The following is a 26,401-nucleotide window of genomic DNA, read 5'->3' as shown; positions in this document are numbered from 1 at the left end:
AGACCCCGTGCAAGAACTCGATATCAGCACTCCCAGCTGCCTGGTGCAGCAGGAAGACGGCATTCTGGTGGTGACCCTGAACCGCCCGGAGGCAAAAAATGCTTTCAACCCGGCGATGCTGCTGGGCCTGTACCGGGCCTGGCGCCGGCTGGAGGAAGACGACAGCCTGCGTTGCGCCATTCTCACCGCCAATGGCAACACGTTCTGCGCGGGCATGGATTTGAAGGCCGGTGCCGACGGCGACCACGGCGCCAGCGAGGAATTCATGGCCCTGATGGGCGAGGTGCCCAACCTGCACTGGCAGGCGCTGCTGCGCGACAACCGCCCCAACAAGCCGCTGATCCTCGCGGTGGAGGGCTACGCCCTGGCCGGCGGCACCGAGATCCTGCAGGGCACCGATATCCGCATCGCCGCAGACAATGCGATTTTTGGCGTTACCGAGGTTGCCCGCGGCCTCTATCCCATGGGCGGCTCGACCGTGCGCCTGCGGCGGCAGATTCCCTACTGCCTGGCGGCGGAAATGCTGCTCTGCGGCGAGCACATCAGCGCGCAGCAGGCGCTGGACTGGGGCCTGGTCAATCGTCTGGTGCCGCCGGGGCAAGCGCTGACGGTGGCGCGGGAATACGCCGCGCGTATCTGCGCCAACGCGCCGCTGGCGGTAATGGCGGTAACCCGGTCCCTGCGCGAGCACCAGGAATGCATGGCCGAAGATGACGCCATGCTGGCCTCGGACGCCCTGGCCGGACCAGTATTTGCCTCCGCCGACGCGAAAGAGGGCATGCGCGCATTCCGGGACAAACGGCCGGCGCAATTCCGCGGCGAATAACCCTCCCGACCTCTCCGGTCATCAGCGCACTGGCCTGCCGCGGCGCGGCTGCGCATAATGGCGGCTCACTTATTTACGGAAACCCCTGATGTCTGACCATGTCCACGCTTTCAGTACCGTAGTCCGCGAGCGTCGCTCCCTGCGCGCGTTCCTGCCGGACCCGGTTCCCGCCGCCGAACTGGCGGCGATCTTCGATGACGCTGCCCGCGCTCCCAGCAACTGCAACACCCAGCCCTGGGTCGTGCATGTAGTCTCGGGCGCGAAACTGGAAGAACTGCGGGAGACCCTGCCCGGGGAGTTCCTGGCGGGTCGCATCAGCATGGATTTCCCCTACGACGGTGTCTATGAAGGGGTCTACAAGAGCCGCCAGCACGCCGCCGCGCATGCGCTCTACAACGCCATGGGCATCCCGCGGGAGGACAAGGCCAGCCGCCAGCAGGCCTTCATGCGCAACTTTACCTTCTTCGATGCGCCCCACGTCGCCTTCCTGTTCCTGCCCGAGCCCTTTGGCCTGCGCGAAGCCTGCGACCTGGGCATGTTTGCCCAGACCCTGATGCTGGCGCTGACAGCCCGCGGCCTGGGCTCCTGCCCGCAGACGGCGCTGGGTTTCCAGGCGGACCAGCTGCGCGCCGCGCTGGCGGTGGACCCGTCGCACAAGTTGATGTTCGGCATTTCCTTCGGCTTCCCGGACCCCGAGGCGGCAGCCAACCAGTGCGTCACCGAGCGGGCGTCAGTGGACGACTTTGTCATCTTTCACGGCTGAGGGCAGGACGATGGAATCGGTGCTTTTACAAGAGCAGCGCGGCCGGGTACGGGTGCTGACCCTGAACCGCCCGGCGAAGAAAAATGCGATCAACGATGCCCTGTGGGTCGCCATTCGCGAGGCTTTCAAGGCCGCGGCGGAAGACCCCCAGGTCGCCTGCGTGCTGTTGACCGGCGCCGGTGACAGCTTCAGCGCCGGCGTCGATCTGGCGAGTTTTGGCGGCACCGCGGGCGACGAGCCCCACCCCTTCGAGAGCGCCGCCCGGGCGGTGGCCGATTTCGACAAGCCGCTCATCATTGCCGCCAGCGGCGTCGCCGTTGGCGGCGGCGCCACCGTGCTGTTTCACGCGGACATGGTCTATGCCGGGGAGAGCCTGCGACTGCGGCTGCCGTTCGCCGCCCTGGGGCTGGTGCCGGAGTGGGCCAGCAGCTATATGTTGCAGGCGAATATCGGTGCCCAGCGGGCGGCGGAACTGTTCTATACAGCGGACTGGTTCGATGCGGCGCGGGCCCGGGAGCTGGGAATCGTGGCCGAGGTATTGCCGGATGCGGCTCTGTTTGAGCACGCCTTCGCCCGCGCCGAAACGGTCGCCCAGTGGCCGGTGAGCTCCCTGCGCGAGATCAAGCGCTGTCTGCGCATGCACCACGAGCGCAGCATCGACGCCGCGTTCGTGGCCGAGCAGGCTGCCATGTTGCGCCAGGCGGGCTCGGCGGACAACATCGAGGCCCTGGCCGCATTTTTCGAGAAGCGGGCGCCGCGCTTCGTCTGAGCGCCCTGGGCTCCGCTCAAGGCTGAACGAATTCAGTGACCACCAGGTTGAAGCCGGAGAGTGCGTTGAAGCGCACTGGCGCCGACATCAGGCGCATCTGGCCAATACCCAGACGCTTCAGAATCTGCGCCCCGGTGCCGATTACCCGATAATTGCCGACGCCGCCGGTGCTGCTGCCGGTGACGGTCGGGGGATCCGGAAACTGGACCACGTCCGCCAGGGCCTGGGCAGCGCTGACCGGTTGCCCGATCAGCACCAGCGCGCCGCTACCTTCGCGGGCGATGCACTCCAGGGCGCGGCGGCAGGTCCAGCCGGCAGCCTGGTCCCTAATCACGGTGCCAATGACATCCCGCAGCATGCTCACCGTTTGAACCCGCACCAGGGTAGCGGTGTCCTCGGCCAGTGTGCCGCGGGTGAGCGCGTAGTGCAGGGTGTCGTCGATCAGATCGCTGAAGGTGTGCAACTGGAACTCGCCGAATTCAGTGTTTACGGTCTTGCTGTCACTCAGGTCAATGGACTGTTCGTGCAGCGAGCGATACTCGATCAGGTCGGCTATGGTACCCATGTGCAGGCCGTGGCGCTCGGCAAACACTTCCAACTGCGGCCGCCGCGCCATGGTGCCGTCTTCATTCATGATTTCCACGATCAGGGCGGCGGGTTCAAAGCCCGCCATGCGCGCCAGGTCCACCCCCGCTTCCGTGTGGCCGGCGCGGCGCAGGACACCGCCGGGCTTGGCCACCAGCGGAAAAATGTGCCCCGGCTGGATGATGTCCGCCGGCCTGGCATCCGCGGCCACGGCCTGGCGCACGGTGTGGGCGCGCTGTACCGAGCTGATGCCCGGCCCCTTGCGCTCGGCGGCGTCGATGGACACGGTGAAGTTGGTTTCGTGCTGCGAGCGGTTGTCGCGCACCATCAGCGGCAGCTGCAGTTGCCGCGCCCGCTCCTCGGTGATCGGCATGCAGATCAGGCCGCAGGCCTCGCTGGAAAAGAACGTGATGATCTCGGGGGTGACCGCTTCCGCGGCAATAATCAGGTCGCCTTCGTTCTCGCGATCTTCGTCATCCATCAGGATAACCATTTTCCCGGCGCGAATATCGTCGAGTATGTCGGGAATGCTGCTCAGTGCCATGGGGCGCCTCGGAAGCGGCGAGCGCTGGCCCGCCGTATCAGTCTCAGATCAGTTCAATCGCAACCGCGGTGGCCTCGCCGCCGCCAATGCAGAGGGCGGCCACGCCGCGCTTTTTGCCAAGCTTCTGCAGGGCGTACATCAGGCTGACGATGATGCGCGAGCCGGTAGAGCCGATGGGATGACCCTGGGCGCAGGCGCCGCCGTGAATGTTGACCTTGTTGTGGTCCAGGCCCAGGTCCTGCATCGCCAGCATGGTCACCATGGCGAAGGCTTCGTTGATCTCGAACAGATCTACATCGGCCGCGGTCCAGCCGGTCTTGGCAAACAGCTTGTTGACCGCGCCGATCGGCGCAATGGTGAACTCCGACGGGTGTTGGCTGTGGCGGGCGTGGGCGACAATCCGGGCCATGGGCTTGAGGCCGCGGCTTTCTGCTTCGCTGCCGTTCATCAGCACCAGGGCGCTGGCGCCATCGGAGATCGAGCTGCTGTTGGCGGCGGTGATGGTGCCGTCCGCGGAGAAGGCCGGACGCAGATTGGGTATCTTGTCGATCGCGGCCTTGTGCGGCTGCTCGTCGTCACTGACTACCAATTCCCCGGCGCGGGTGGTGACCGTGACCGGAGCCGTTTCCGCCTGCAGGGAGCCGTCTTCGATGGCGCGCTTGGCGCGGGTCAGGGACTCCACGGCGAAGGCGTCCATCTGCTCCCGGGTCAGGCCGCGGGAATCAGCGGTTTCCTGGGCGAAGCTGCCCATGGCGCGGCCGCTGTCGGCGTCTTCCAGGCCGTCTGTAAACATGTGGTCCAGCAGTTTGGCGTGGCCCGTGCGCACGCCGGCACGGGCGCCGGGCAGCAGGTGCGGCGCATTGCTCATGCTCTCCATGCCGCCGGTGACGACCACCTGGTTGGTGCCGGCGACAATGCTGTCAAAGCCGAATATGGTGGCCTGCATGCCACTGCCGCACAGTTTGTTCAGGGTGACCGCGCCGGCGGCGTCGGGAATTCCAGCGCCGCGGGCGGCCTGTCGGGCCGGGCCCTGCTTGAGGCCCGCGGGGAGTACGCAGCCCATGAAAATTTCATCGACATCGTCGGCGGCAACGCCGCTGCGTGCCAGGGCGGCAGCAATGGCCGTGCTGCCGAGTTGCGCTGCGGTGAGGGTGGCAAGACTGCCCTGGAGGCCACCCATGGGGGTGCGGGCACCGTTGATGATAACGACAGAATTATTGCTCATAGTGTACTTTCCGGCTGCTGGTGAGTGCGTTTGGGCGCAGCCTGCGCGGCCGCATGCCCCCTGAAACGGGGGCACATTAGGCCACAGACCGCGGGCTGACTCAAGGCGGCCGGCCAGGTGCGCGGCCGGCAAGGCGGCCGGCCAGGTGTGCGGCAATGCCCGGGAGCGACGCTCCCGGGGAATGGGGGCTGTTACTGGAGCCCGGAGCCGTCCTCGGAATAGATCACCCAGATCTTGGTGTAGCCTTCGGTTTCCCAGACGCCGGTCCATTCCTTGGGCAGGGTAACCGCTTCCCCGGCATTGACCTCCAGCACGCTGCCGTCGGCGGAAGTCAGGGTAACGCCGCCCTCGAGGAAGTACATGAATTCATCCACGCCGTAGGGCTCGTCGATTGCAAAGCGCGAGGGCCCGGCGCGATACAGCCCGGAGCCGAACTTGCCGTCGCTGCTCAGGAGCGAAGTCACATCCAGCACGGTGTGGCCATTGCGTTCGGTACGGGTGGTGTCCTCGCGTTCAAACATGGTGCCGCTCATGTCTTCGGCGGTCATCTTCGCGGGCAGTGGCGTGTCCTCGGCCAGGGCTGGGGCGCCGATAAAGGACGCGAGTGCGGCGATGCAGGTCAGGGTAGCAAGTTTTCTCATGGTCGTTCTCCAGTTGCGGGTGACTTACAGATAAGCTTTTTACTCACAGATAACCTATGGCCAGGTAGCCTGCCACCGTAATGGCGGCGGCGATCAGCGCATAGGGGAGTTGGGTCAGGGCGTGCTGCAATGGTGTACAGCCGGTGGCCTGGGAGGTGAGCACTGTGGCGTCCGAATAGAAGCAGGCGTGGCTGCCAAAGGTGCTGGCGGACAGGGTGGCGCCGATCACCAGGGTCATGTCCGCGCCCAGATTCTGGGAGAGGGCGGTGACTATGGGCAGGATGATCACGAACACGCCCCAGTTGGAGCCGGTCATGAATGACACCAGCCCCATGCTGACAAAAATGATCGCCGGCAGCAGTTCCGGGGTCAGCAGCGGCTCCACCGTAGCCACCACCAGCGCCGGCAGGCCCAGGGCGTCGTTCACATCCTTGAGGATGAATGCGGCAACCAGCACAGCGAGGGGCTCCAGCATGGTCTTGAAGCCGTCTATCACAGTATCGAAGGTGTCGTGCAAGTCCAGTATCCGCAGCCCCAGGATGGCGACAACGGTAACGCCCATAGTCAGATAGATGCCGACCAGGAAATCGTTGTCGAAGTACATGGTGGCGAACACGAGGGTCAGCATTGGCAGCACGAACATTGCGAGGCCGGGGTTTGAGCCTTCCTTGGGAACAATGGCGTTGTTCGCCTCCTCGATCTTGGCCGCCTCCGGCGGTACCGTGACCCCGGTTTCAAAGGCCCGCTGTTCCGCGGCCCGCATCGGTCCGAGCGCGGGCAGAAACCCGGCGATGACCACGGGTACCAGGAATACCGCAATCCAGGCGTAGAGCATGTAGGGGATGGACTGGATATAGACCGTCAATCCCTGACCTTCTTCCGCCACCCCGTTGGCGACCAGCAGGCCGCCGAAGAACGCACCCCAGGTCGAGTAGGGAATGATGACACTGATCGGCGCCGCAGTGGAATCCACAACATAGGCCAGCTTTTCCCGGGAAATGCGGAACTTGTCAGAAATGTCGCGCATGGCGGCGCCCACCGCCAGGGAGTTCAGATAGTCGTCGACGAACATGAAGATACCCAGGCCCCAGGTGGTGAAGAGGGCGGACTTCTGGCTGTGCACCAGCCGGGTCAGGCGGGCGGTGAAGGCCCGGGTGGCTCCCGTGCGGATCAGCAGCCCGATCAGGCTGCCCATGAAGCCACAGACCAGGATGACCCAGGCCACATCCTCGTCAGTCAGGACCCGCAGTGAGGTTTCGGCAAGGCCACCAACAAAGCCCGCACCGTGCAGGATGACCAGCCCCAACAGGGAACCGCTGATCAGTGACTCGATCGGTCTGCGGCTCCAGATGGCGAGACCAAACACCAGCAGGGTGGGGATGACCGCGACCGCGCCCAACGCAGGAGCTTCCATGCCTCCTTACCCCGCTACCGAGCCGGTTTGTTCCTGTACCGCCCGCCAGGCGGCATCGATGGCGCCGTTGACGTAGGCATAGGCCGAGGCGTCCGAGTTGGCGATGGAGATGCGGCCGAGCTGACGCGCACCCAGCAGATGCGGGCCGTGCCCCGGGCCATAAGCCACCGGGTCGAACAGCTCGTTGTACTCGTAGGCGTAGCCGTGGGGCCAGCGGTTGACGGTGATGCCGGCGATGTCCCGCGCGGCGTCAAAGCCGCCCGCTCCCAGGGCGCCCTGCAGCTGGCTGACAACAGGCTTCTCGAACTGCTCGAAAGACATTTCGTACAGGGCCCGGCGCCCGCGAATGTGCTGCTCAATGGGGCTGAAGCCCTGCTCCGGAACGGTCGGCACATAGCTGCCGTGCAGGATAGTAGGTTGGTCTGGATCGCGCACCACCTGGTAGCCGCCCATGGAGACCGGGAAGTCCAGGCCGAAGCTGTGCATCAGCTCCGGCTGCGGCACGCTGATATGGCTGAAGCCGAGTTCGGCAAAGGCGCGCCAGTTGCGCACTGCGATACTGATGTAGACCAGCGGCACCTTGCTGGCGTAGCCCAGCGCCTCCACCTGCTCCGCGGGCAACTCGGGGACAATGTGCGGCAGGATGTTGTTGTAACAGGCCATGACCGTGTGCTTGCCCCGCACCCGATGGACTTCGCCGCCGGTGACGTAAGTGACGTCCACGAACTTGCCGTCGCTACTGTGGCGGGCCTCCACGGCGGTGCTGTTGAGGCGCAGGCGGGTACTGTTGTCGCGGCGGTCCAGGGCCGCATAGTCCACCTTTGGCAGTACCAGATCTTCCATGCCGGAACCGGGGAGGGCAGCGGGAATAAGCTGGCGAACCAGCGCCCTGGCCACACCCGCATTGCCGTCGGGGAAGTGGAAAATATAGGGCTCGGACTGGTGATCGGCCTTGTCCTCCTGCAGGGCACCGATGCCGAGACCCTCCGTGCCCGGGGCGCCGTAGCGATATCCTTCCAGGGCCGACAGGGCGTCATAGCCGACGCCCCACAAGCCGCGCATGCTATCCCGCAGCAGCAAGTAGACTGGCTCCGGGGCCCGCACGGTTTGCAGCAGGAAATCCCGGTAGCTGGTACTGCGCAGGAAGGCGATTTTCTCCTCCCGGCTGAGGCCCGGAAGGTGGTCTCGCGGAGCGGTGAGTAGCTCGATCAATGTCGCGCGGGCAGCTTCCGGTAGCGGATAGCTGCCGATGATGGCACCCAGCTCTGTGTCGTCGATTGACTTGCCGCCCTGCCAGCGCGGTGGCTTGAAGTGGGGCCGCGTGGCCGCGGTGCCGTAGCGACTGGCACTGAAATAGAGCCCGGTACCGAGTTCGCGCCTGGCGAAATACTCCTGGTCGAAGTAGTCGTAGAAGCGCTCGGTGTGGATGCCCAGGTCGCGCAGCAGTCCGGCGGCGACCGGGGAGTAGCTGGAGGGTGTGTCGATGGACTGGCTGCCGCCGTAGCCGATCAGGCGCTGACCGCCAACCTCGAACTCGTTGCGTTTGGCGTGGCCGCCAAAATCATCGTGGTTGTCCAGAATCAGGATGCGGGCCTCTGGCCCCGCCTGCTGGCGATAAAACCAGGCCGCAGCCAGCCCCGAGATTCCGCCGCCGACCACCACGAGATCATAGCTGGCTTCGGTCTGCTCCTGCGGCACCGGATAGCGCACGCCCTGCCAGGACACGGCGTGGGCCACTTCGAAGGAGCCGGCATGGCTGCCGCGCAGGCCGCTCAGCAGCGGCGGATAACTGTTGCCTGCAACGGAGCCACTGGACTGGGCCCACAGTTCCAATGGAGACAGCGCCGTGGCGCCGACACCGACGGCAAGGCCACCGAGAAAGTCCCGGCGGGTGATCCTGAGGCGCTCAGCCATATCACAAACCTCGCCTAGAATGAATAATTGAAGCGCATTCCCGCGGTGCGAGGCCGACTGGGGCTGATGTCCGTCTGCACGTAGGGGTTGTTGGGGTTGCCACCGCTGCCGCTGGAGTCGAAGTACTCCTCATCGAAGATGTTTTCCACGTACAGAGCCAGGGACCAGCCGTCGTCGGAGCGGTAACCCACCAGGCCCTGCAGTTCACTCCAGTCGCTGCGCAGGCGGTTGCCTTCCGGGAAGTCGGTGCTCTCCGGGGTCAGCGGCAGGTAGCTGGCGCGGGCTTCGTCTTCCCAGCTGAACGCGAGGTTGCCGAACCAGGCGCCATGGCCGACCGGGAACTGGCCATCCAGCATGGCGTAGAAGGTGTATTCCGGGGTGCCCGGCATGGGTTCGCCTTCGCAGGCGTTGACGTCGTCAAAGACACGCTCGCCCTCGGAGCAGAAGGCCTGGATACCGGTTGCCTCGCTATCGAACCAGGAGCCGCCGGCGCCGAGGCGCCAGTTTTCGTTGAGGGAGAAGTTCCAGGTTGCCTCGACGCCCTGGGCGTCCACCGTACCGACGTTGCAGATCACTACCCCCGGCTGGCCGGGAATGCCGCAGGTGGCCTGGAGGTCTTCATACTCGTAGATAAACGCGTTGAGCTGGACCTGGCTGCGGCCGTCCAGGTGAGTGCCCTTGTAGCCAATCTCGTAGGAGATCACGCTCTCCTCGTCGAAGGAGCCGGGCACATGAGTGCCGGGGCGGGCCTCGATCGTTCCCCAGAGACCGTCGGGTATCACTTTGAAGCTGTTGAAACCGCCCTGTTTGTGGCCGGTGGTGATGGTGCCGTAAAACAGCATGTCGTCGACGGGCCGGTAGTTCAGGGCCGCGCGCCAGGTCGGCTTGGTCCAGTCCCGGGTGTCCTCTACCGGCCCGTCGGGAGTAGTGAAGCCGGTCTGGACCCGGTTGCCCAGTACCGGGCTGGGATTCAGCGCTGTCAGCACTTCCTGGGACATGCGCTTCTCGTCGTCGTTGTAGCGTACGCCAATGCTGGCATCCAGCTTCTCGCTGAAGCGGAAGCTCAAGTCGAGGTAGGCGGCCCAGCCCTGGAACACGCCCCGGGTGCGGTTCCAGTCGTCCATGCGTCCGGTAGGGCTGGCCTGCCAGTCGTAGGTGCCGAAGTAGTCGTACAGCACATAGGCGTAGGCGCCGTCGTAGGCGTTATTGTAGTAGTCGAATACGCCCTCGCAGGTGTCGCCCCAGTAGACGTTGCAGTACAGGTCCTCGTCCTGCTGGCCCAGGAACAGGGTGTCGATTTCCTCGCGGTAATAGGAGACGCCGGTATACCAGTTGAACATGCCGTCATTCTGCGATGTCAGCCGGATCTCCTGCTCGAAATACTCGCCGGACTGGATCTGTTCGTAATTGAAAATGGTCAGCGGGGTGCCGTCAAAATCCTCGGTGTAGCGGTAGTCGTGATCCTTGTAGTTGGTAAGCGAGGTGACCCTCGCCCAGCCCATGTCGTAGTTTGCTTCGAGGCCGACACTGTAGATCTCGCCGGTTTCGAAAACGCCGTTGTCCGGTTCATCGATGTTGATCTTGCGCGGATCGGAGGGCACTTCGATCTCACCGTAGATGTCCTCCAGCAGGGCAAAGGAGCCCGCGTTGCCGGTGGCGCGGTAGATGGTGCCGGACTGCTTGCGGTCTTCGTACTCCAGGAACACGGTGGCATCGAGGGCGCCGCCGTTGTCGTAGACCCCGGTTAAACGCAAGGCATCCTTGTTGTGCTTGATGAACTTGTTGCCGGTGGCGATGTTGGTAACGTAGCCATCTTCTTCCGAGTGGTAGCCCGCGATCCGCACGGCGAAGGAATCGCCGATGTCGATATTGCCGGCCGCCTCGCCGGTGAAAACGCCGCGCTCGCCGACCCGCACATCCACGTAGGCATCACTGTCGCCGCGCACCGGCTTGGTGGTGAAGACGCTGAAGGCGCCCGAAATTGAGTTGCGCCCGAACAGGAAACCCTGCGGCCCGCGCAGGATCTCGGCGCGGTCGAGGTCAAACAGGCTGGTGACCGCGGAGCCATTGCGCCCCTGGTAAAAACCGTTCTTGTAGACCCCCAGAGACGGGTCGCCACCGTTGCCGAAATCGTTGGTGACGATGCCACGCACCCGGATGGTGTCGAGGAAGCTGTCCTTGGAATTGCCGGTTACCCCCGGGGTGAAGGACACCAGATCCTTGATGTCATCCAGGTTGACCTCGCGCAGGAACTCTCCCGACAAGGCCTGCACCGCCAGCGGCACATCCATTACCGACTCCGCGCGCTTGGTCGCGGTAACGATAATTTCCTCGAGCTGGGCGCGGGCGGGGCTGGCCATGGGGCCGGCCAGGAGCGCGGCAGAAACCGCCGCGGCGAGGGCGGAGCGGGACAGGCTCGGAGAGCGGGAAAAGGACGAACTGGTGCGGGACTTTCTGTTCGGTGTTGTAGTCATGACGTACCCCTTGTGAAGTCATGTGGCACTGCGGTGTCCGGCCCCCGGGGCCGAACGGTTTATGACGTTATTGCGGGCGTCACGGCGTCAGCTGAACCACTGTCTTCGTTATTGTGGATGGTTCGTTCGGAAAAACTCTATCCGCCGTCGATGCCAAAAGACAGTCGCCGTGCGTCGGTCGACTCCGAGCAGGTGCGAATGAAGTTACGAGAATCAAGCGGGCTTTGCAATCGCCGCGGGCGGCTTTTACCTAACACTTTAGGGGTAGCCGCGAGGAGGGAGGAGGCGCACGGTGCAGTTATTCAGTCGACGTCGACCCCCTCGGCAGCGAGCGCCCGGCGCATCGGCTGCAACTGCTCCGCATAGCGGCGCCAGCGTCCGACCGAACGGGTGTGGGCCGCTTCCCTGACCTGCACTACGCTGGCCGTGGTCACCGCAGACGCTTGCCGGTGGAACTCCAGGCAGGCCGGCTCCCAGGGCAGGCCGAGAAAATCGATCAGCGCCCGCGCATTGGGTTCCAGGTTCGCCGCAACATCCTCGTAGCGCACCTCGTGAAAGCGATCGCCGAAGCGCTCGCGCCAGCAACTCATCAGGCGCAGATAGCGCGCGTGGTGGCGCGCCATCTCTTCCTGCCGGTAGGAATGGGGATAGGCTTCCGCGAACAGCTGCTTGAAGCTGGCAAAACAGGCATCCATGGGATCGCGGCGCAGGTGGATGATTTTCGCATTGGGCAGGGCGGCGAGGATCAGCGGCAGGTAGCGGTAGTTGGTGGGCAGCTTGTCCACGAATCGCGGCAGCGTGCCCTGGAACTTGCGGCTGGTACTCAAATAGGCTTCGCCCAGCCGGCGCAAGTCCATGCCTGCCGCCGCAGTCACCAGTTCCGCCGAGTGGCGCTCGCGGCCGCGATAATTAAGCAGGCGGCGCAGGGAGCTGTCGAACTGGCGCAGCTCGCCGGCGGAGTGAACCATGGAGTGGCTGGTGATGATGCGCTCTACCAACGTAGTGCCGGTGCGGGGCTGGCCGACGATAAACACTGGTGCCGGGTCGTCGCAACCCGGTGCCTGGCGCTCCAGCCAGGACTGATCGAAGGTCTGCTGCAATGCTCGAAACATCGCGATCTCGGCGCTCTCGTTGTAGCTGAGCGAGACGCGTCGGGCCTCGGCGCCGGTGGCATAGGCGGCAAAGGCTTCTGGCCATTGCTCCAGGTCTTCCAGTTCCTTGCCCAGGGCGTAGCCCAGGTAGGCCCGGTCGCGGGGGTTGTCCCGGGCGCGTTGCAGCAGGTTTTGCAGCTGCTGCACATGGCTGTCGTCGGTGGCGCGGCCGAGCCCGCTCAGCAACCAGTGGGCATTGGCGTTCTCCGGCTGCTCTGCCAGCGCATACTGGAGACTTCGCCGGGCGGCGTCGAAGTCGCCGGTGAACATCTGGTTGTTGGCCTGGTTGATGCGCAAGGCCACATTGCGCGGCTGCTGCGCGACGGCGGCGTGCAACCATGTCGCTGCAGCCTCTGTGTCACCCAACAGCGTATAGACCGTGGCGATCGTATCCTGCACCAGGGGGTTGCCATCCTGGTTTTTTACCGCGCTGGCCAGAGCGTCATCCGCGCGGTTGACGTGGCCCAGGCGCATGAACAGGCGCCCGAGTTGGGCCCAGGCTGCACCGTGGGCAGGGTTGAGTTTGGTGACCGAGCCAAAGGCCTGCACCGCTGTGCCCAGATCGTTGCTCTCGGCGGCGACCAGGCCCACCAGGAAATGGCCTTCGGCGAGGTCCGGGGTCACCGTCAGCACCCTGCGGCAACAGTCGGCGGCGCCTTGCCGGTCCCCCTGTGCGAGTCTTGTGTAACCTTCCTGGAGTGCTTGCTGCATCCAGGGTTCGGGACTGCCGGGTGGTGGGGGCATGGGGCGCTGCTTCTGCTGTCAGGACGGTGGCTGAGAGTACCAGAGCCCCTCCCACATGGCACCCGGCACTGCGGTAATCGCAGGAATTTCAGCCTGGATCGAACAGCTTGCCCCGCACCGCCGCGCGATACGCTCCAGGCGTCATGCCGTTCAGGCGCCGGAACAGGCGCGAGAAGTGGCTGGTATCCTGCAGCCCCAGTTGCCAGGCGATCTCGCCGATGCTCAGGTTGCTGCGGCGCAGCAGATCGCGGGCGCTGTTGCTGCGCAGCGTGTTCAGATACTGCTGCGGTGTCATGCCGGTAGCCTGGCGGAAACGGCGGTGCAGGGTGCGGTCGCTGACCCCCAGTGCCGGCGCCAGGGCGCTCAGGGTCACAGCTTGATGCAAGCGGTCCTGCAGCCACTGCTGGGCTTGCAGGACCGTTTCGTCGTGGTGGCTGCTGCGGGGCGGGTCCTGCCAGGCCGCGGCCCGGAAGGGCTGGCGGATCTCCGGGGAAAACTGGTGCTCCACGGCCCTGGCGATGCGGCTGCCGTACCAGTCCTCGGCGACGTGCACACAGAGATCGGCAATCGAGTTGACGCTGCCCGCGCAGTAGATGTTGTCGCTCTGGGTGATCAGGTGCCGGGTCTTGAGATTGACATCCGGGTAGCGTCGGGCAAAGCGTTCAAACCAGTTCCAGTGGGTGGTGGCCGGGCGCCCGGCGAGCAGGCCGGCCTCGGCGAGAATGCAGCTGGCGGTGCCGACGCTGCAGATGCGGGTGCCCGCCGCCGCGATGCGGCACAGTTCCGGTAGCCACTCCCGGCAGCTACGCAGGGTGGGCAGGGGGGTGCGCCAGATGGCGGGCAGGAGCAGCAGGTCAAGGGGCGGCAGGGCATCGCGGGACTCTGTTGTGTGCAGGGTCAGGCCACTGGCCAGGGTCACCGGCCCCGGCGTGTCGCCGGCGAGCAGGAATGACAGCGGGCGGGCATTGCGGTTGGCGCCCAGCGCGGTCTGGCTGGCAGCTCCGAGAATCTCCATGGGCAGGGTCAGGCTGCTGGCGAGCGCGTCCGGGTAGACCAGGGCGGCAACGGTGTACATCGCGGTGGCGTCTCTTCAACTTGGCAGCTGTTTATTTGGCAGAAACAGTATAGCAAGTGGCAAAAATAGCATACTAATGGGGTGACTGTCTCAGTACACTGGTGCCTCTACGAGCATTGTTGCCACAGGGAGGGAGAAATGGGTCAGCCGCGGTTACCGGTGATAGTGGGTTTTGGCGGCATCAACGGAGCGGGGCGGGCCTCGGGTCATCACGCCTACCGGCGTCTGGTTCAGGATGCACTGCCTTCGGCGACGCGCCAGCGGACGCTGGCTGCACTGGCCCAGCTCATGGGGTTGGAGGATCCGGTGGCCAGTACTGCCCATATCCTGGACCACACCCTGGTCCGGCGAGTGGAGTCCAGTCACTTCGACCCGGACGCGGTCAGCTGGACCCAGCGCCTGGTCGCCCAGGGGGAAGGTGGCCCGTTGCACCTCACCCTGCGCAAACAGCAGCTGCCCGCCATTATCCCCGGCAACTGGACCGTGACCCCGCTGAGTGTGGGCCAGGTCGCCGTGCGCATCGACGGTGCCCTGGACATGCTGCTGCCCAGCCTGCGTGAATTTGAAGTCAAGGCGGCGGGGCAGCTGCCTACCGGCTTTCATCCCGGCAAGTTGTACCAGTCGCGCAACCATCCCCGTGGCCTGCAGATGATGGTCTATGCGGCCTCCGATGCCCTCGGCAGCCTGGGTATTCCCTGGGAGCAGATTCAGCAGCGGGTCGCGGCGGACAAGATCAGCGTCTACGCCGGCAGTGCCATGGGTCAGCTGGACGACGCCGGTGGCGGCGGCATGCTCAAAGCACGCTACAACGGCCAGCGGGTGACCTCCAAGTTCTGCCCCCTGTCACTGGCGGAGATGCCGGCGGATTTCGTCAACGCCTATGTACTGGGGAGCCTCGGCGCGACCGGCGCCAGCCTGGGAGCCTGCGCCTCGTTCCTGTACAACCTGCGCCTCGGTATTGAGGACATTCGCAGCGGCAGGGCGCGGGTGGCGTTTATCGGTTCCTCCGAGGCCCCGGTCAATCCGGAAGTGATGGAAGGCTATGGCGCCATGGGTGCGCTGGCGTCTGACAAGGGCCTGCGGGAGCTGGACGGCCTGCCGTCTGACGTGGAACCGGATCACCGGCGTGCCTGTCGGCCCTTTGCGGAGAACTGTGGCTTCACGATTGCCGAATCCTCGCAGATGGTCGTGCTCTTTGACGACGCCCTGGCGCTGGAGTTGGGCGCCACGGTCTATGGCGCCGCCACCGATGTATTCGTCAACGCGGACGGCTACAAGAAGTCCATCTCGGGGCCGGGCGTCGGCAACTACATCACCATGGCCAAGGCAGTGGCCGCGGTACGCGCCATGCTCGGCGAACAGGCGGTACGCAAGGGTGGCCTGGTACAGGCCCACGGCACCGGCACCCCGCAAAACCGGGTGACAGAGTCCCAGATTCTGTCGGCGACGGCAAAAGCGTTCGGGATCGATGCCTGGCCAGTGGCGGCGCTGAAATGCTACCTGGGGCACTCTTTGGGCTCTGCCTCCGGGGACCAGGTCAGCGCGACTCTGGGAATCTGGGCCGATGGCATCATCCCTGGTATCAATACCATTGATGCGCTGGCGGAGGATGTCTGTCAGGACGGCCTGGCGTTTACCCTGCGCCACCGGGAAATCGATCCAGCCCGGCAGTCCTATGCCATCATCAACTCCAAGGGGTTCGGCGGCAACAATGCCTCGGCCACGCTGCTGAGCCCCGCGGTGACTGCCCGCATGTTGCAGTCGCGCCACGGCAGCGGCCAGTGGCAGGCCTGGGAGCGGGCGAATGAGGAGGTTCGCGCACGCCAGCAGGATTACGATGCAGCAATGACCGCCGGCACGGTGTCGCCTACCTACCGCTTTGATTTTGGGGTGCTGGGGGACGCAGATGTCGCCATTGGCGAGCGGGACATGCAGGTGGGCAGCTACCGTATCGACCTGGACCTGCCCAATCCCTACGCGGACATGCAGCCATAAAAAAGGCAGCCCGAAGGCTGCCTTGAGTAGAGCTGCGGTGGCGGCCTACAGGTTGTAGGTGACTTCCAGACCGACGCGACGACCCTTGGACATGGGCGCGAAGGTGCCGCCCAGGGGCACTCCCGAGATGTTGTCCGGAAGCTGGGTGTCGTTGCCGTGCAGCACTTCGTCCAGCAGGTTGCGGCCGTAGATGGAGAATACCCAGTGGCCGTCGTTGCTGTAGAAGTCGAGGCCGGCATCAACCCGCTTCTGCTCGTTGAGGGTGCCGAGGTTGTTGTCGGTATAGGCCGACTCATCCCGGTAGGAGTAGCTGATCCGCGAGCCGAGGTAACCCCAGCTGCCCAGTTCCATATCGTGGTTCAGGCCCACGGTCCAGGTCAGGTCCGCCGCCCGCGGCAGGTCCAGGTCCTTGTCGGCCCCGTCGATGACGCCGTCACCGTTGAGATCCACCAGCACCTCGTCGTAACTGGCATCGAGCACACCGACCGAGGCGATGGCCACCAGGCTGTCGGTCAGACCCCAGGTTGCGTCCACTTCCAGGCCCATGATGGTGGCCTCGGCGGTGTTGCGTACCAGCTGGATCACGCCGATCGGGCCGGGCAGGTTGATCTCCCGCTGCATGTCATCGATCTGGTTGTAGAACACCGCGGCGTTGAGGATACCGCGGCCGCCGAAGGACGACTTGTAGCCGAGCTCCAGGCTGTCGACGGTTTCCTGATCAAACGGTCCGGGGGTGTCCGCCGGGTTGAAGGAGGTGTTGCGCATGTTGTAGCCACCGGAGCGGGTACCCTGGCTGTAGGAGCCGTAGATGAACGAGTCGTCAGACAGGTTGTAGGTCAGGCCCACCCTGGGTGAGAAACTGTCCCACTTGTCATCGTCGATAAAGTCATATGCACAGTCCCCGGCGGTGACAATATTGCAGGGGTTGTTGATGTTCTTGCTCAGGGAGGCGATTTCCGTCTCCTTTTCTTCCTCGGAGTAGCGGGCGCCCAGGCTCAGGATCCACTGGTCATTGAGGTCGATGTCCACCGAGGCGAATACGGCCCAGGTCTCGGTCAGCAGATTGCCGCCGCCGTCAAACTGGGCGGCAGGCGCCACACCGCCGGTGGCGATCCCCAGCAGTTCCCGACGCTCGTGATAGTTGATCTCGCTGTCGAAGTAGAACACGCCGGTGGTGACGTTGTAGCGCTCGCTGAACAGGCCGTTGTAGCGCAGCTCGTTGCTGACCTGCTCGTAGTCCAGCCAGGAGGGTGCGTGGAACATCCACACCGGCTGGGCGTCGATGTCCCCGAGACCATTGGAGGTGTAGTCGCGCCAGCCGAAGATGTTGGTAACCGTACCGTCACCGAAGGCGACGTCGTAGTTGACCTCGGCGGTGAACGCGTTGGTTTCGTTGTCCTGGAAACCCACCTCGTCGATGGAGACGTCGAACTCGTCGCGATCAAAATTTACCGGGAAGCCCGGCACGCCGGAGCCGTTGGTATGGCTCTGGCCGATAGGGCCGTCGCCGGAAACTTCGCTGTACTCGTAGCGCAGGATCACTTCCAGCTCGTCGGTCGGGGTGAGCACCGCTACCGGCCGAAACATGGTCTGGCGGATGGCACCAACGTCCTCACCGTCGAACTGGTTTTCGATAAAGCCGTCATCGTCGTTGTGGTAGGCGGTGACGCGGGCTGCCAGCCAGTCGTTCACCGGGCCGCCGACGCTGCCCATGATGTAGCGGCTGGGGCCGCCGTCCGGGCCCTGGTCAATGGCGGCGCGCAGAGAGAGTTCGAACTCGTCGCCGGGCTTTTTGGTGTTCAGCAGGACCGCGCCGCCGGTTACGTTGCGGCCGAACAGGGTGCCCTGGGGGCCGCGCAGCACTTCCACGCTCTCCAGATCAAAGGTGTCGAACAGGATGCCGCTGTTGAGGCCGATATAAACGCCATCGACAATCACGCCCACCGTCGGGTCGATGCCCGGGATGGAGCTGTTGACGCCGAGGCCGCGAATGGCGAAGTTTGCGGTACCGCGCGCGGTGCCGACATCATCCAGCGCCACGTTGGGCAGGCGTACGGAGAGGTTGGTCAGGTCGCGAATCTTCAGCGCTTCCAGCTGGTCGGCACCGAGTGCGGAGATGGCCATCGGCACTTCCTGGGAACCTTCCTCGCGCTTCCGGGCGGTGACCACGACTTCTTCCAGCAAGGCGGAAGCGCCGCGGCGGTTCTCCTCCTGGGCCTGGACTGCCGAGGTGAAAGTGGTTGCCATGACGGTGCCCAGCAGAGCGGCTATGCCGGCTGCCAGAGGGCTTTTTCTCAGGGATTGCGGTTGAGTGGTGTGCTGCATGTTGTGTGCTCCTTGTAATTATAAAATCACTGCTGCTGTTACCGGTAGTGCGCCTGTCCCCTGTGCGTGCGCTGCGCTGTTATCGATGTTCGGTAAATTGTGGTGGTTTTGGCAAGGTCGAACAAGCCTGATTATTACCGCAGTTTTTCTTGCGGGGACGCCAAGTTGACACTTTAAACATACCGCCACACGGATGCCAGTCTCCGGGCGCGTAAAAATTACCGGGAGCACAGCGGCGGCACAGGGTCTTCGCGGTTTTCCCGACCCGCTGGTATGATGACTGCCCTGTGTAGCTGGAGCGTATCCGCGAACCTATGTCCGATCTCCTGCAACGTCTGCAAACCCGTAATTCGGCGCCGCGACTGGTAGCCCCCGCGCCCTCGCCGGAGCAACTCGACGAACTTGTGCAGGCGGCACTGCGGGCTCCGGATCACGCCTGGCTGCGCCCCTGGCGGTTCATTGCCATTGAGGGCGAGCGACGGGAGGACTTCGGTGAAGTGCTGGAACGCTGCCTCCTGCGCCGGGATCCGGCCGCCGACTCGTCAGCCCGGGAAAAAGCCCGCTCGGCGCCGCTGCGGGCGCCGCTGGTACTGGTGGTCGTTGCTCGCCTGCAGGAGCACCCCAAGGTGCCTGCGGACGAGCAGCGACTGTCAGCCGGCTGCGCTGCCCACGCTATCCTGCTGGCAGCGGAGGCCCTCGATTACGCCGGTATCTGGCGCACCGGCAACGCGGCCTTTGATCCCTATGTTGGGTCCGCGCTGGGCCTGGAGAGTAACGAGGAAGTGGTTGCCTTTCTCTACCTGGGTACCCGGGACGGCAACCCCAAGAATCTGCCGGCGTTGAACCCGGCTGATTTTCTCAGCCGCTGGTAGGTGGCGGCCCATAGTGTACCCACTGGAGTGATTGCCATCATGTCGATACCTGAATTCGAGACCCTGGCCCTGAGCATTGAGCAGCAGGTGGCCACCGTGGCCCTCAACCGCCCGGACAAGGCCAATTCGATGAGCGCCGTTATGTGGCCGGAGCTACAGGCCTGCTTTGAGTGGCTGGATGCGGAGCCCGCTGTGCGGGCGGTGATCCTGACCGGGAATGGCAAGCATTTCTGCGCCGGTCTGGACCTTGCCATGTTCAATGGCCTCAAGGGGAAGTCCAGCGACCCCGCCCGCCAGGGCGAGGAGTTCCGGCGCAATGTACTGCGCATGCAGGACAACCTGAGCGCGATTGAAAACTGCCGCAAACCGGTGCTGGCCGCGATCCACAACACCTGTATCGGGGGCGGCGTCGACCTGGTCTGTTGCTGCGACATGCGCTACGCCACCGAGGATGCCTGGTTCGCGATCCGCGAAATCGACATTGGCATGACTGCGGACGTCGGTACCCTGCAGCGCATGCCCAGGCTGGTTGCCGAGGGTGTGGTGCGGGAGCTGGCCTACACCGGGCGCAACCTGGATGCGGAAGAGGCGCGCGAGGTTGGCTTCGTGAACCGGGTCTTTGATGATCGCGAGACCATGCTGCGCGAGGTCACGGCTATCGCCCGCAACATCGCCGGCAAATCGCCGCTGGCGGTGCGCGGCACCAAGGAGATGCTGCTGTATACCCGCGACCACAGCGTGCGGGACGGCCTCAACTATATCGCCACCTGGAACGCGGGCATGCTGAGTCAGGCGGACCTTATGACGGGGATTCAGGCCCAGGCCGCGAAAAAGAAAGCGTCCTACGAAGATTAGGGGGGCCGCCGAGGGGGCGCTTAGCTGGGGCCCGCCGAGGGAGCGCCTAGCTGGTGCCCCGCCTAGGGATTGCCGGGCCAGATTTCCGAAACGATGAACGGGTGGAAGGCGATGGCGATCCCCTCGTTGACGAAATTCTCGTTTTCCAGGATGTTGCGGCGGCGGATAAAGCGGCCGGCGGAAGAGCGTGCGTCAATGGCGTCGGTGGCATCGAGGCCGCCTACGCTGGCGAACAGGCGCTGCAGCTCCATGTCATAAACGCTGATCTGGAGAGAGGCCACCGAGGCCCCCTGGTTCCAGTCGAAGTCGGCGGAGACGCCAGTGCCGGGCCCCTGCAGCGAGGGCTTGCGGCTTACCCCATGCCAGCGGGCGATGTGCTGCATACCGGTGCCAAAGGGTACCTGTGACTCGATCAGGTCAGTAAAGACAAAGGCGTCCAGCTCGCTGGTTTCCCGCAGGCGGTCACGTACGCTTTGCATGACCTGGGCGAAGGTCGCCATATCGACCCGGCCGGTCGTCGGGTCGTAGGGATTGCCAAAAGCGCGCACCCCGGTGTTCCAGTGCTGGATGAAATCGCGCTGGGGCAGGACCTTGTAGCCATGCTCCTTCAGGTAGGTCTGGACCATGCCGTCGATGCGCGGCGCCTCTTTGTCGAGGTAGGCGCGGGAGACCGGGCCGAGGTTGACATGGGGAATGATGACCGTCTTTATCTGGTTCTGCGCCAGCCGCTCCTTGTCCAGTTCATAGGCAAAGACGGTGGGGTTGTAGGTCGGCGCGCCGCTGCAGGCGGCGAGCCCGAGCAGTACCGCAAGGGCTACGGCCGCCCGGCCCAGAGTGCGGAAATAACGCATAGTGGCTCCAGTTCGTTTATAGTGCGCGCATGGTAGCAAAATCTCGCGGGGGAGACAGCGACAATGGCAGCTGAAGTATTCGACTCGGTGGCTGGAGACGGCCCTGACGTGGTGCTTTTGCACGGTTTGTTCGGGGTGGGCAGCAACCTGGGAGGGTTGTCCCGCGCACTGCAGGATCACTACCGGGTACATAGCCTCGATCTGCCCAACCACGGTCGCTCAGCCTGGACCGGGAGCATGGCGCTGCCGGATCTGGCGGACGCAGTGCAGCGTTGGATGGCGCACCGCGACCTGGAGATGGCACATTTTGTCGGCCATTCCCTGGGCGGCAAGGTGGCCATGCAATTGGCGCTCGATGCACCGTACCGGGTGGACGCCCTGGTCGTGGCGGATATCGCCCCGGTGGCCTATCCGGCCTCCCACGACGCGGTGTTCGCGGCGCTGGCCGCGGTCGATGGCGCCGGGTGCCGCAGCCGCAACGAGGCCGCGAAGCTGATGGCGGAGCACCTGCAGGAGGACAGCGTCATTCAGTTTCTGTTGCTGAGCCTGCAGCGCAACGATGCCGGTGACTATCACTGGCGCTTCAATTTCAAGGTCCTGCGCGAACGTTATGCCGAGGTGCTCGCGGAGGTGCCTCAGCAAGCACCTTTCATTGGCCGCACCCTGTTCATCAAGGGCGGCGAGTCGCCCTATATCAGGGACGAACACCTCCCGGCGATCGAGGCGCGTTTCCCCCAGGCAGAGCTGGCAGAAATGCCTGGTTGCGGCCATTGGCTACACGTGGAGCAGCCAGCGCAGTTCAACAAGCTGGTGATGCGTTTCCTTGACGGCTGATTTGCGCCGGCGCGGGGCCTGATCGTGTATTTTACCCTGGGGGAAGTGCTGGCCGTGCTCGCCTTTGGCGCCCTCTGCGTGTGGTTTCTCTCCTCCATCCGGGTACGGGAATTGGCGGTGGCGGCAGTTCGCCACGCCGGCAAACGCGATGATTTTCAGCTCCTCGACCAGACCGTTCAGCTCTCGCGTGTGTCCCTGAGTCGGGACGAGCGCGGCAGTTGGCGGGTCTGGCGCCAGTACCGTTTCGATTACAGCTACGATGGCGTGGAGCGGCACGAGGGCTTTGTCATTATGCTGGGCCAGCGCCTGCAGGCGGTGGTGGTGCGGGAGCCCGATGCCACCCTGCACTGACCACGCAGGCGGCACCTACAGTACCAGCCTCAGGATCACGACAGCGCCCAGGACAATCAGGACTGCGCCCAGCAGCTTGTCGACCCGTTGCCCCTTGCGCTGGAGTAGCGCCATCCAGGCCGGTCTGCTAACCAGTAGCACCACCAGGCAATACCAAAGCGCGTCGGTGACTGCGACAGTGGTTACCATCAGGGCATAGATTGGCCAGTTGGGCTCTGCGGGCAGGAATTGGCTGAACAGGGCCAGCATGAACAGGGCCAGTTTGGGGTTGAGGAAGGCGATCAGAAAACCGTTGACTGCCCCCTGCCAGGGGCTGGTTTGAGGCGCCGCGCCAGCCCCGGCAGTGGTGGCCGAGGGATTGCCGCCGCTGCGCAATGCCGAGACTCCGAGGTAGATAAGCCAGCCGGCGCCGGCGAGTTGCAGGGCAAAAAACGTTTGTGGGGAGCGGGCGATCAGGACCGACAGGCCGCCTACGGTAAACAGTGCGTAACACCCCACTGCCAGGCCATGGGCGACTGCCGCGGCAAGCCCTACCGGCCTGCCTCCGGCAAGCGCCGAGCGCAGGACTACGGCGAGGGTGGGCCCGGGGGACATCGCTCCGAGCAGGCACACTCCGAGCAGTGACAGCCAGGCGCTCAGAGTCATAAGCAGTGCTTTCCAGCGGTTGGTAACACCTTTCAAGCCCTCATCATTTTTCCACAGAATCTGTGGATAAGTCGGTGCACAATTTGTTTAACGGCGCCCCGAAGCCAGTGGTCCGGGGCCGTGTTACAGATTGGTTAAAAAATAAACAATAGTTAAATTCCCTTTTAATACATATAGTTACGTAGTTTATCTAAAGTGACACTTTGTTTTGTGGGGCTAAGCTTGCACCGAATTATCACTGCGCTGCATTTGTGCATAACCTTTTCCCTCTTGCTACCTAACGTAACTTCCCCAGTGCTTGGGGAACATCGCGAGTAGGGGCTGTCTCGGTAACAAATCGTACCAATCTACGGGACCCCTGTTGGCATAGCGTTTTTCTGATCGTCAAGACATTTGCGCCATGTTACCGGGACGTAACGGTTTTATGACAGCTCAATCCTGGCCCCGGTAGATGCAGCCGGAAGTGCAGGTCTCGCGAATCTCAACCTGGGTCAGCTGCGGCAGCGTTGGCGACAGTTCGCGCCAGATCCAGCGGGCAATATTTTCGCTGGTGGGATTTTCCAGGCCTGGAATGTCGTTCAGGTAGTAATGGTCAAGCCTGTCGAGTGTCGGCTTGAAGGCAGTCTTGATGTCACCGAAGTCCATCACCCAACCGCTCGGCTCCGCGGCCGGGCCGGAGACCACCAGCCGGACCTGAAACGAGTGGCCGTGCAGGCGTGCGCATTTGTGCCCGGGCGGCACATTGGGCAGGCGGTGGGCGGCCTCGAAATGAAATTCCTTGAAGATATCCATGGCTGGTGAACCTGTGGCAGCGGGTAGAGGCGCAGTTCCTGCGCCACGTTTGGGATCGGGAATACTACTACCAAACCCGTGTTTTTACAGTGCCGGAAAAATTTCCGGGAAATCAACGGCGAAGGTTTGACAGCCTTTTTTTTATCTCTATAATGCGCCTCTCGGTCAGGGGGTGGTTAGCTCAGCTGGGAGAGCATCTGCCTTACAAGCAGAGGGTCGGCGGTTCGATCCCGTCACCACCCACCAATATCCGAGCCCCTTTTGGAGCGGTAGTTCAGTTGGTTAGAATACCGGCCTGTCACGCCGGGGGTCGCGGGTTCGAGTCCCGTCCGCTCCGCCACATGCACAGCAATCAAGCGCCTTTCGGGGCGCTTTTTTGTTTTGTATACCATTTCGTATACCATTCTGTTAGTGATGGATAGCGGCACTTGGCTGCCCCTAGTATAATAAGCGGGTGCCACATGAGGCTTGCGCATGGCCCTCACCGCCCTCCAGAATCGCTTCGTCTCGGCGTTCACCGCCGACCCGACCATCACGGCTACGGACGCCTACATTACCGCCAAAGGCCCTGGCAGAGTCCTCAAGCGTGATGTCGCTCAGAACTCGGCCTGTCAGTTACTCCGGCACCCGAAAGTCGCCGAAGCCGTCGCGCGCCAACGGGCGCGGTTCTTCATTGAGCAGCATCAGGTTCGGGACGATATCCTCACGGACCTACGCGCAATCATACACTCCCCCGAGACCACCGCCGGAGAGAAGCTCCGGGCGGCAGAGCTGCTGTGCCGATTGTTTGGCCTAATCAACTAGCCCTTCATTGTCCAGCCAGCTTGGACGCCTCGGGACGCAACCTTCGTCATCGGGCAGGGAGCTGAGGACTCGGGGTAGGGCGGTGAGGTTGAGGGATTGGCGGCCGCCGATAGTAGCGCTTCACAGTGGCTTCGTATGGCCATTGTCCCTCTTCGGCTGATGCGGGACCACTGACACGACGCACCCACACCCCGGCCACCGAGACGCCGACGCACCGACGCACCGACGCACCGACGCACCAATACAATGACGCTGTGACGCTTTGCTAGTTACGCTCTCCAGATGACTGTGAGCCCGTCAGCTCTTGTGATCCGGTTGCCGCGGGGGCGTGCTGGGTCTCGGGAGCTCAGGTGAACCTCTCTGACTTGCGCGGGACGCCTCCGTAAACGCGGTTTACAGGGCCGCCACCCTGGAGGCGCAATCGCAGCAGCGCAATATCAAAGGCGTCCAGGACCCCCTTGCCGTCACACCTGAAGCACTTATCCCATGACCGTCGCAGATGGTGCAGGTAGCGGCCGAGGCCGCCACAGTGTGGACACTGCCCACCAAGTTGATGCGCGGGGTCTTCGATAGGCAGGGAAAGCCTGGTTTGGGCTGGCCTGCCGGGAACGACCACCGTGGCCGTCACGCGAGGCCACTGGACGGCCCCGTTCTCATCCCAGGTGACGCGGACTCGTGGTTTACGGTCAGTATTCATGGGGATCTCCTTAAAGTTTACCGGTTTCGGCAAGGGAAGTGGCGCCCCCGACCCCGACGATGACGTGGTCCAGGACCCGGACATCAATCAGGTTCAGAGCCGATTGCAGCCTTTCGGTGATGCGTAGATCGGCAGCGCTGGGCGAAGTCACTCCGCTGGGGTGGTTGTGGGTGAAGATCACAGCAGCTGCGTTCAGCTCCAGCGCCCGTCTGACCACCACCCGTGGATAGACGCTTGCAGCATCGACCGTGCCTCGAAACATGCGCTCGAAGCTAATCAGGCGGTGCTGACTGTTGAGGTAGATGCCGCAGAAGTACTCGTCTGGCTCGTGAGCGATCTGCAGCTGGCAGTAGTGCTTGACCGCTTGAGGGCTGGTGAATGCTTCCCCTTCGAGGAGGCGACGTTTGAGGATATCGAGTGCCTGTTCGATGACACTCTGGTCGGCGACACTGAAACCAGAACACCGTGTGTTTGACATCGTGGCAGTAGCGAACATATCGTAGGTGTGGCTCATGATGGATACTCCGTAGGTAGGATTGTTTTTCTTGGGCTAGGCCCGCGTTACCGCGCGGGCCGACTTGCTTTGGCTTGTCTCATCAGTGCGGCAGGCGCCAGCTGCTGCAGACCCCGCGACTTGACGGGGTTTCGACGGAAAGATCGATACGAGGACGCCCTCTTCGTGCCTTGATGGGCGCGATTAGGGGGAGGGGGGTGCTACACAAGGTTCCAGGCCGGGATTTTCATATCCGCTCTTTGGGATACGAATCCGAAGGCGGGGGTCGATAAAAAAGGGAACCTATATATAGGCTCGACGGGTCAGCGACCGCAAAAGTCTCCAGGGTGGATTTCTCCTCTTGCAGGGCGTCCTGCGGCGAGCATGGAGATGTTTTTTACGGTAGGGTCCGCGTAATTAACTGTTAGTGCTCAGAAGGAAACACGTCGGTGAAGGCTCATCTTCGGTATACGGAAAAAGATCTTTACCTGGTGGGGGATATAATTAAGACATGGAAAAAGAAAGGTTTTTTTGGAGTACTAGATGTAGCTCATTCATCGGAGTGATTCGTGGAGGTTTCTAGCCCTATTCTATGGACGTGTCCAAGTTCATGGAGCTTTCTACCTATTCTGTGAGACCCTATATGCTTGAGTGACTGATTCAGCGCTTGCAATGCACGGGGTTCCCGCCGGGAGAAGTCTTGGTCCCTTCCTGGCCAAGCTACGCGTTCAGTCTTCGCCGCTCAGTCTCCAGCTGAAGCGG

At 63.5% G+C, this 26,401-nt stretch carries 22 protein-coding genes, 2 tRNA genes and 1 other RNA gene; 11 read left to right on the top strand and 14 right to left on the bottom strand.

Annotated elements, in window-relative coordinates:
• Nucleotides 1–7 precede the first annotated feature (7 nt).
• From Q6D67_RS05520 to Q6D67_RS05510, 3 genes are all read left to right on the top strand, one after another.
• Nucleotides 8–826, top strand: coding sequence for a crotonase/enoyl-CoA hydratase family protein (locus Q6D67_RS05520; protein WP_304704588.1), 819 nt, complete (start codon nt 8–10; stop codon nt 824–826).
• Nucleotides 827–914: 88 nt separating this feature from the next.
• A complete protein-coding gene (locus tag Q6D67_RS05515) occupies nt 915–1,589 on the top strand; it encodes a nitroreductase (RefSeq protein WP_304704587.1) in 675 nt (224 codons plus the stop codon).
• A gap of 10 nt (nt 1,590–1,599) precedes the next feature.
• Entirely contained in the window at nt 1,600–2,358 is a 759-nt protein-coding gene (locus Q6D67_RS05510; protein WP_370551925.1) for an enoyl-CoA hydratase-related protein, read from the top strand.
• A gap of 16 nt (nt 2,359–2,374) precedes the next feature.
• Here the strand turns inward: Q6D67_RS05510 and ribB are convergent, their stop codons facing one another.
• The 8 genes from ribB to Q6D67_RS05470 all read right to left on the bottom strand — a co-directional run bounded on the left by ribB (nt 2,375) and on the right by Q6D67_RS05470 (nt 14,125).
• Nucleotides 2,375–3,487 carry a 3,4-dihydroxy-2-butanone-4-phosphate synthase gene (gene ribB, locus Q6D67_RS05505; protein ID WP_304704585.1) on the bottom strand — a complete coding sequence of 371 codons (1,113 nt, stop codon included), beginning with the start codon at nt 3,485–3,487 and terminating at the stop codon, nt 2,375–2,377.
• A 43-nt stretch (nt 3,488–3,530) separates the two neighbouring features.
• Nucleotides 3,531–4,712 (bottom strand): acetyl-CoA C-acyltransferase, encoded by a 1,182-nt coding sequence (locus Q6D67_RS05500; protein ID WP_304704584.1) that lies wholly within the window; start codon nt 4,710–4,712, stop codon nt 3,531–3,533.
• Nucleotides 4,713–4,903: 191 nt separating this feature from the next.
• Nucleotides 4,904–5,353: a cupin domain-containing protein gene (locus Q6D67_RS05495; protein ID WP_304704583.1), complete on the bottom strand. Its 450-nt coding sequence runs from the start codon at nt 5,351–5,353 to the stop codon at nt 4,904–4,906.
• Between the two features lie 43 nt (nt 5,354–5,396).
• On the bottom strand, nt 5,397–6,767 hold the full coding sequence (locus Q6D67_RS05490; RefSeq protein ID WP_304704582.1) for a Na+/H+ antiporter NhaC family protein: 1,371 nt from the start codon (nt 6,765–6,767) through the stop codon (nt 5,397–5,399).
• 6 nt (nt 6,768–6,773) lie between these two features.
• The gene (locus Q6D67_RS05485; RefSeq protein WP_304704581.1) at nt 6,774–8,681 is read right to left on the bottom strand and encodes an NAD(P)-binding protein; all 1,908 of its coding nucleotides are present in this window, start codon (nt 8,679–8,681) and stop codon (nt 6,774–6,776) included.
• 14 nt (nt 8,682–8,695) lie between these two features.
• Nucleotides 8,696–11,155: a TonB-dependent receptor gene (locus Q6D67_RS05480; protein WP_304704580.1), complete on the bottom strand. Its 2,460-nt coding sequence runs from the start codon at nt 11,153–11,155 to the stop codon at nt 8,696–8,698.
• 302 nt (nt 11,156–11,457) lie between these two features.
• A complete protein-coding gene (locus Q6D67_RS05475) occupies nt 11,458–13,050 on the bottom strand; it encodes a tetratricopeptide repeat-containing sulfotransferase family protein (RefSeq protein ID WP_304704579.1) in 1,593 nt (530 codons plus the stop codon).
• A gap of 88 nt (nt 13,051–13,138) precedes the next feature.
• Complete coding sequence (locus Q6D67_RS05470) at nt 13,139–14,125, bottom strand: GlxA family transcriptional regulator (RefSeq protein WP_304704578.1); 987 nt, start codon at nt 14,123–14,125, stop codon at nt 13,139–13,141.
• A gap of 138 nt (nt 14,126–14,263) precedes the next feature.
• Here Q6D67_RS05470 and Q6D67_RS05465 point away from each other — a divergent pair, with 138 nt between their 5' ends.
• Nucleotides 14,264–16,120 (top strand): beta-ketoacyl synthase, encoded by a 1,857-nt coding sequence (locus Q6D67_RS05465; RefSeq protein ID WP_304704577.1) that lies wholly within the window; start codon nt 14,264–14,266, stop codon nt 16,118–16,120.
• Between the two features lie 45 nt (nt 16,121–16,165).
• On the opposite strand, the gene Q6D67_RS05460 is transcribed toward Q6D67_RS05465, so the two are convergent.
• Nucleotides 16,166–18,445: a TonB-dependent receptor gene (locus Q6D67_RS05460; protein WP_304704576.1), complete on the bottom strand. Its 2,280-nt coding sequence runs from the start codon at nt 18,443–18,445 to the stop codon at nt 16,166–16,168.
• Nucleotides 18,446–18,759: 314 nt separating this feature from the next.
• Between Q6D67_RS05460 and Q6D67_RS05455 the strand changes: the two genes are divergently transcribed.
• Both Q6D67_RS05455 and Q6D67_RS05450 read left to right on the top strand, forming a co-directional pair.
• Complete coding sequence (locus Q6D67_RS05455; protein ID WP_304704575.1) at nt 18,760–19,317, top strand: nitroreductase family protein; 558 nt, start codon at nt 18,760–18,762, stop codon at nt 19,315–19,317.
• Nucleotides 19,318–19,356: 39 nt separating this feature from the next.
• Entirely contained in the window at nt 19,357–20,172 is an 816-nt protein-coding gene (locus Q6D67_RS05450; RefSeq protein WP_304704574.1) for a crotonase/enoyl-CoA hydratase family protein, read from the top strand.
• A 62-nt stretch (nt 20,173–20,234) separates the two neighbouring features.
• Here Q6D67_RS05450 and Q6D67_RS05445 read toward each other — a convergent pair whose 3' ends face one another.
• Nucleotides 20,235–21,023 carry a hypothetical protein gene (locus tag Q6D67_RS05445; RefSeq protein ID WP_304704573.1) on the bottom strand — a complete coding sequence of 263 codons (789 nt, stop codon included), beginning with the start codon at nt 21,021–21,023 and terminating at the stop codon, nt 20,235–20,237.
• 63 nt (nt 21,024–21,086) lie between these two features.
• On the opposite strand from Q6D67_RS05445, the gene Q6D67_RS05440 reads away from it, so the two are divergent.
• Nucleotides 21,087–21,857 carry an alpha/beta fold hydrolase gene (locus Q6D67_RS05440; RefSeq protein WP_304704572.1) on the top strand — a complete coding sequence of 257 codons (771 nt, stop codon included), beginning with the start codon at nt 21,087–21,089 and terminating at the stop codon, nt 21,855–21,857.
• 24 nt (nt 21,858–21,881) lie between these two features.
• On the top strand, nt 21,882–22,208 hold the full coding sequence (locus Q6D67_RS05435) for a DUF3301 domain-containing protein (protein WP_304704571.1): 327 nt from the start codon (nt 21,882–21,884) through the stop codon (nt 22,206–22,208).
• 15 nt (nt 22,209–22,223) lie between these two features.
• Here the strand turns inward: Q6D67_RS05435 and Q6D67_RS05430 are convergent, their stop codons facing one another.
• Nucleotides 22,224–22,853, bottom strand: a complete 630-nt coding sequence (locus tag Q6D67_RS05430) for a LysE family translocator (RefSeq protein ID WP_304704570.1) — start codon at nt 22,851–22,853, stop codon at nt 22,224–22,226.
• Nucleotides 22,854–23,285: 432 nt separating this feature from the next.
• The gene (gene queD / locus Q6D67_RS05425) at nt 23,286–23,645 is read right to left on the bottom strand and encodes a 6-carboxytetrahydropterin synthase QueD (RefSeq protein WP_304704569.1); all 360 of its coding nucleotides are present in this window, start codon (nt 23,643–23,645) and stop codon (nt 23,286–23,288) included.
• Nucleotides 23,646–23,815: 170 nt separating this feature from the next.
• Between queD and Q6D67_RS05420 the strand changes: the two genes are divergently transcribed.
• The 3 genes from Q6D67_RS05420 (at nt 23,816) to Q6D67_RS05410 (ending at nt 24,449) form a co-directional block, all read left to right on the top strand.
• A tRNA-Val gene (locus Q6D67_RS05420) sits at nt 23,816–23,891 on the top strand.
• A gap of 17 nt (nt 23,892–23,908) precedes the next feature.
• Nucleotides 23,909–23,985, top strand: a tRNA-Asp gene (locus Q6D67_RS05415).
• A 134-nt stretch (nt 23,986–24,119) separates the two neighbouring features.
• Nucleotides 24,120–24,449 (top strand): terminase small subunit, encoded by a 330-nt coding sequence (locus tag Q6D67_RS05410; protein WP_304704568.1) that lies wholly within the window; start codon nt 24,120–24,122, stop codon nt 24,447–24,449.
• 707 nt (nt 24,450–25,156) lie between these two features.
• On the opposite strand, the gene radC is transcribed toward Q6D67_RS05410, so the two are convergent.
• Both radC and Q6D67_RS05400 read right to left on the bottom strand, forming a co-directional pair.
• Entirely contained in the window at nt 25,157–25,660 is a 504-nt protein-coding gene (gene radC / locus Q6D67_RS05405) for a DNA repair protein RadC (protein ID WP_304704567.1), read from the bottom strand.
• Nucleotides 25,661–25,727: 67 nt separating this feature from the next.
• Nucleotides 25,728–25,797, bottom strand: an RNA gene (locus tag Q6D67_RS05400) — hammerhead ribozyme type II.
• Nucleotides 25,798–26,401: the final 604 nt, after the last annotated feature.

It is taken from the genome of Haliea sp. E1-2-M8 (genome assembly GCF_030649675.1).
GTDB lineage: Bacteria > Pseudomonadota > Gammaproteobacteria > Pseudomonadales > Halieaceae > Haliea.
The sequence above is the reverse complement of the archived record's forward strand: the minus strand, read 5'-3'. Positions and strand labels throughout refer to the sequence as shown.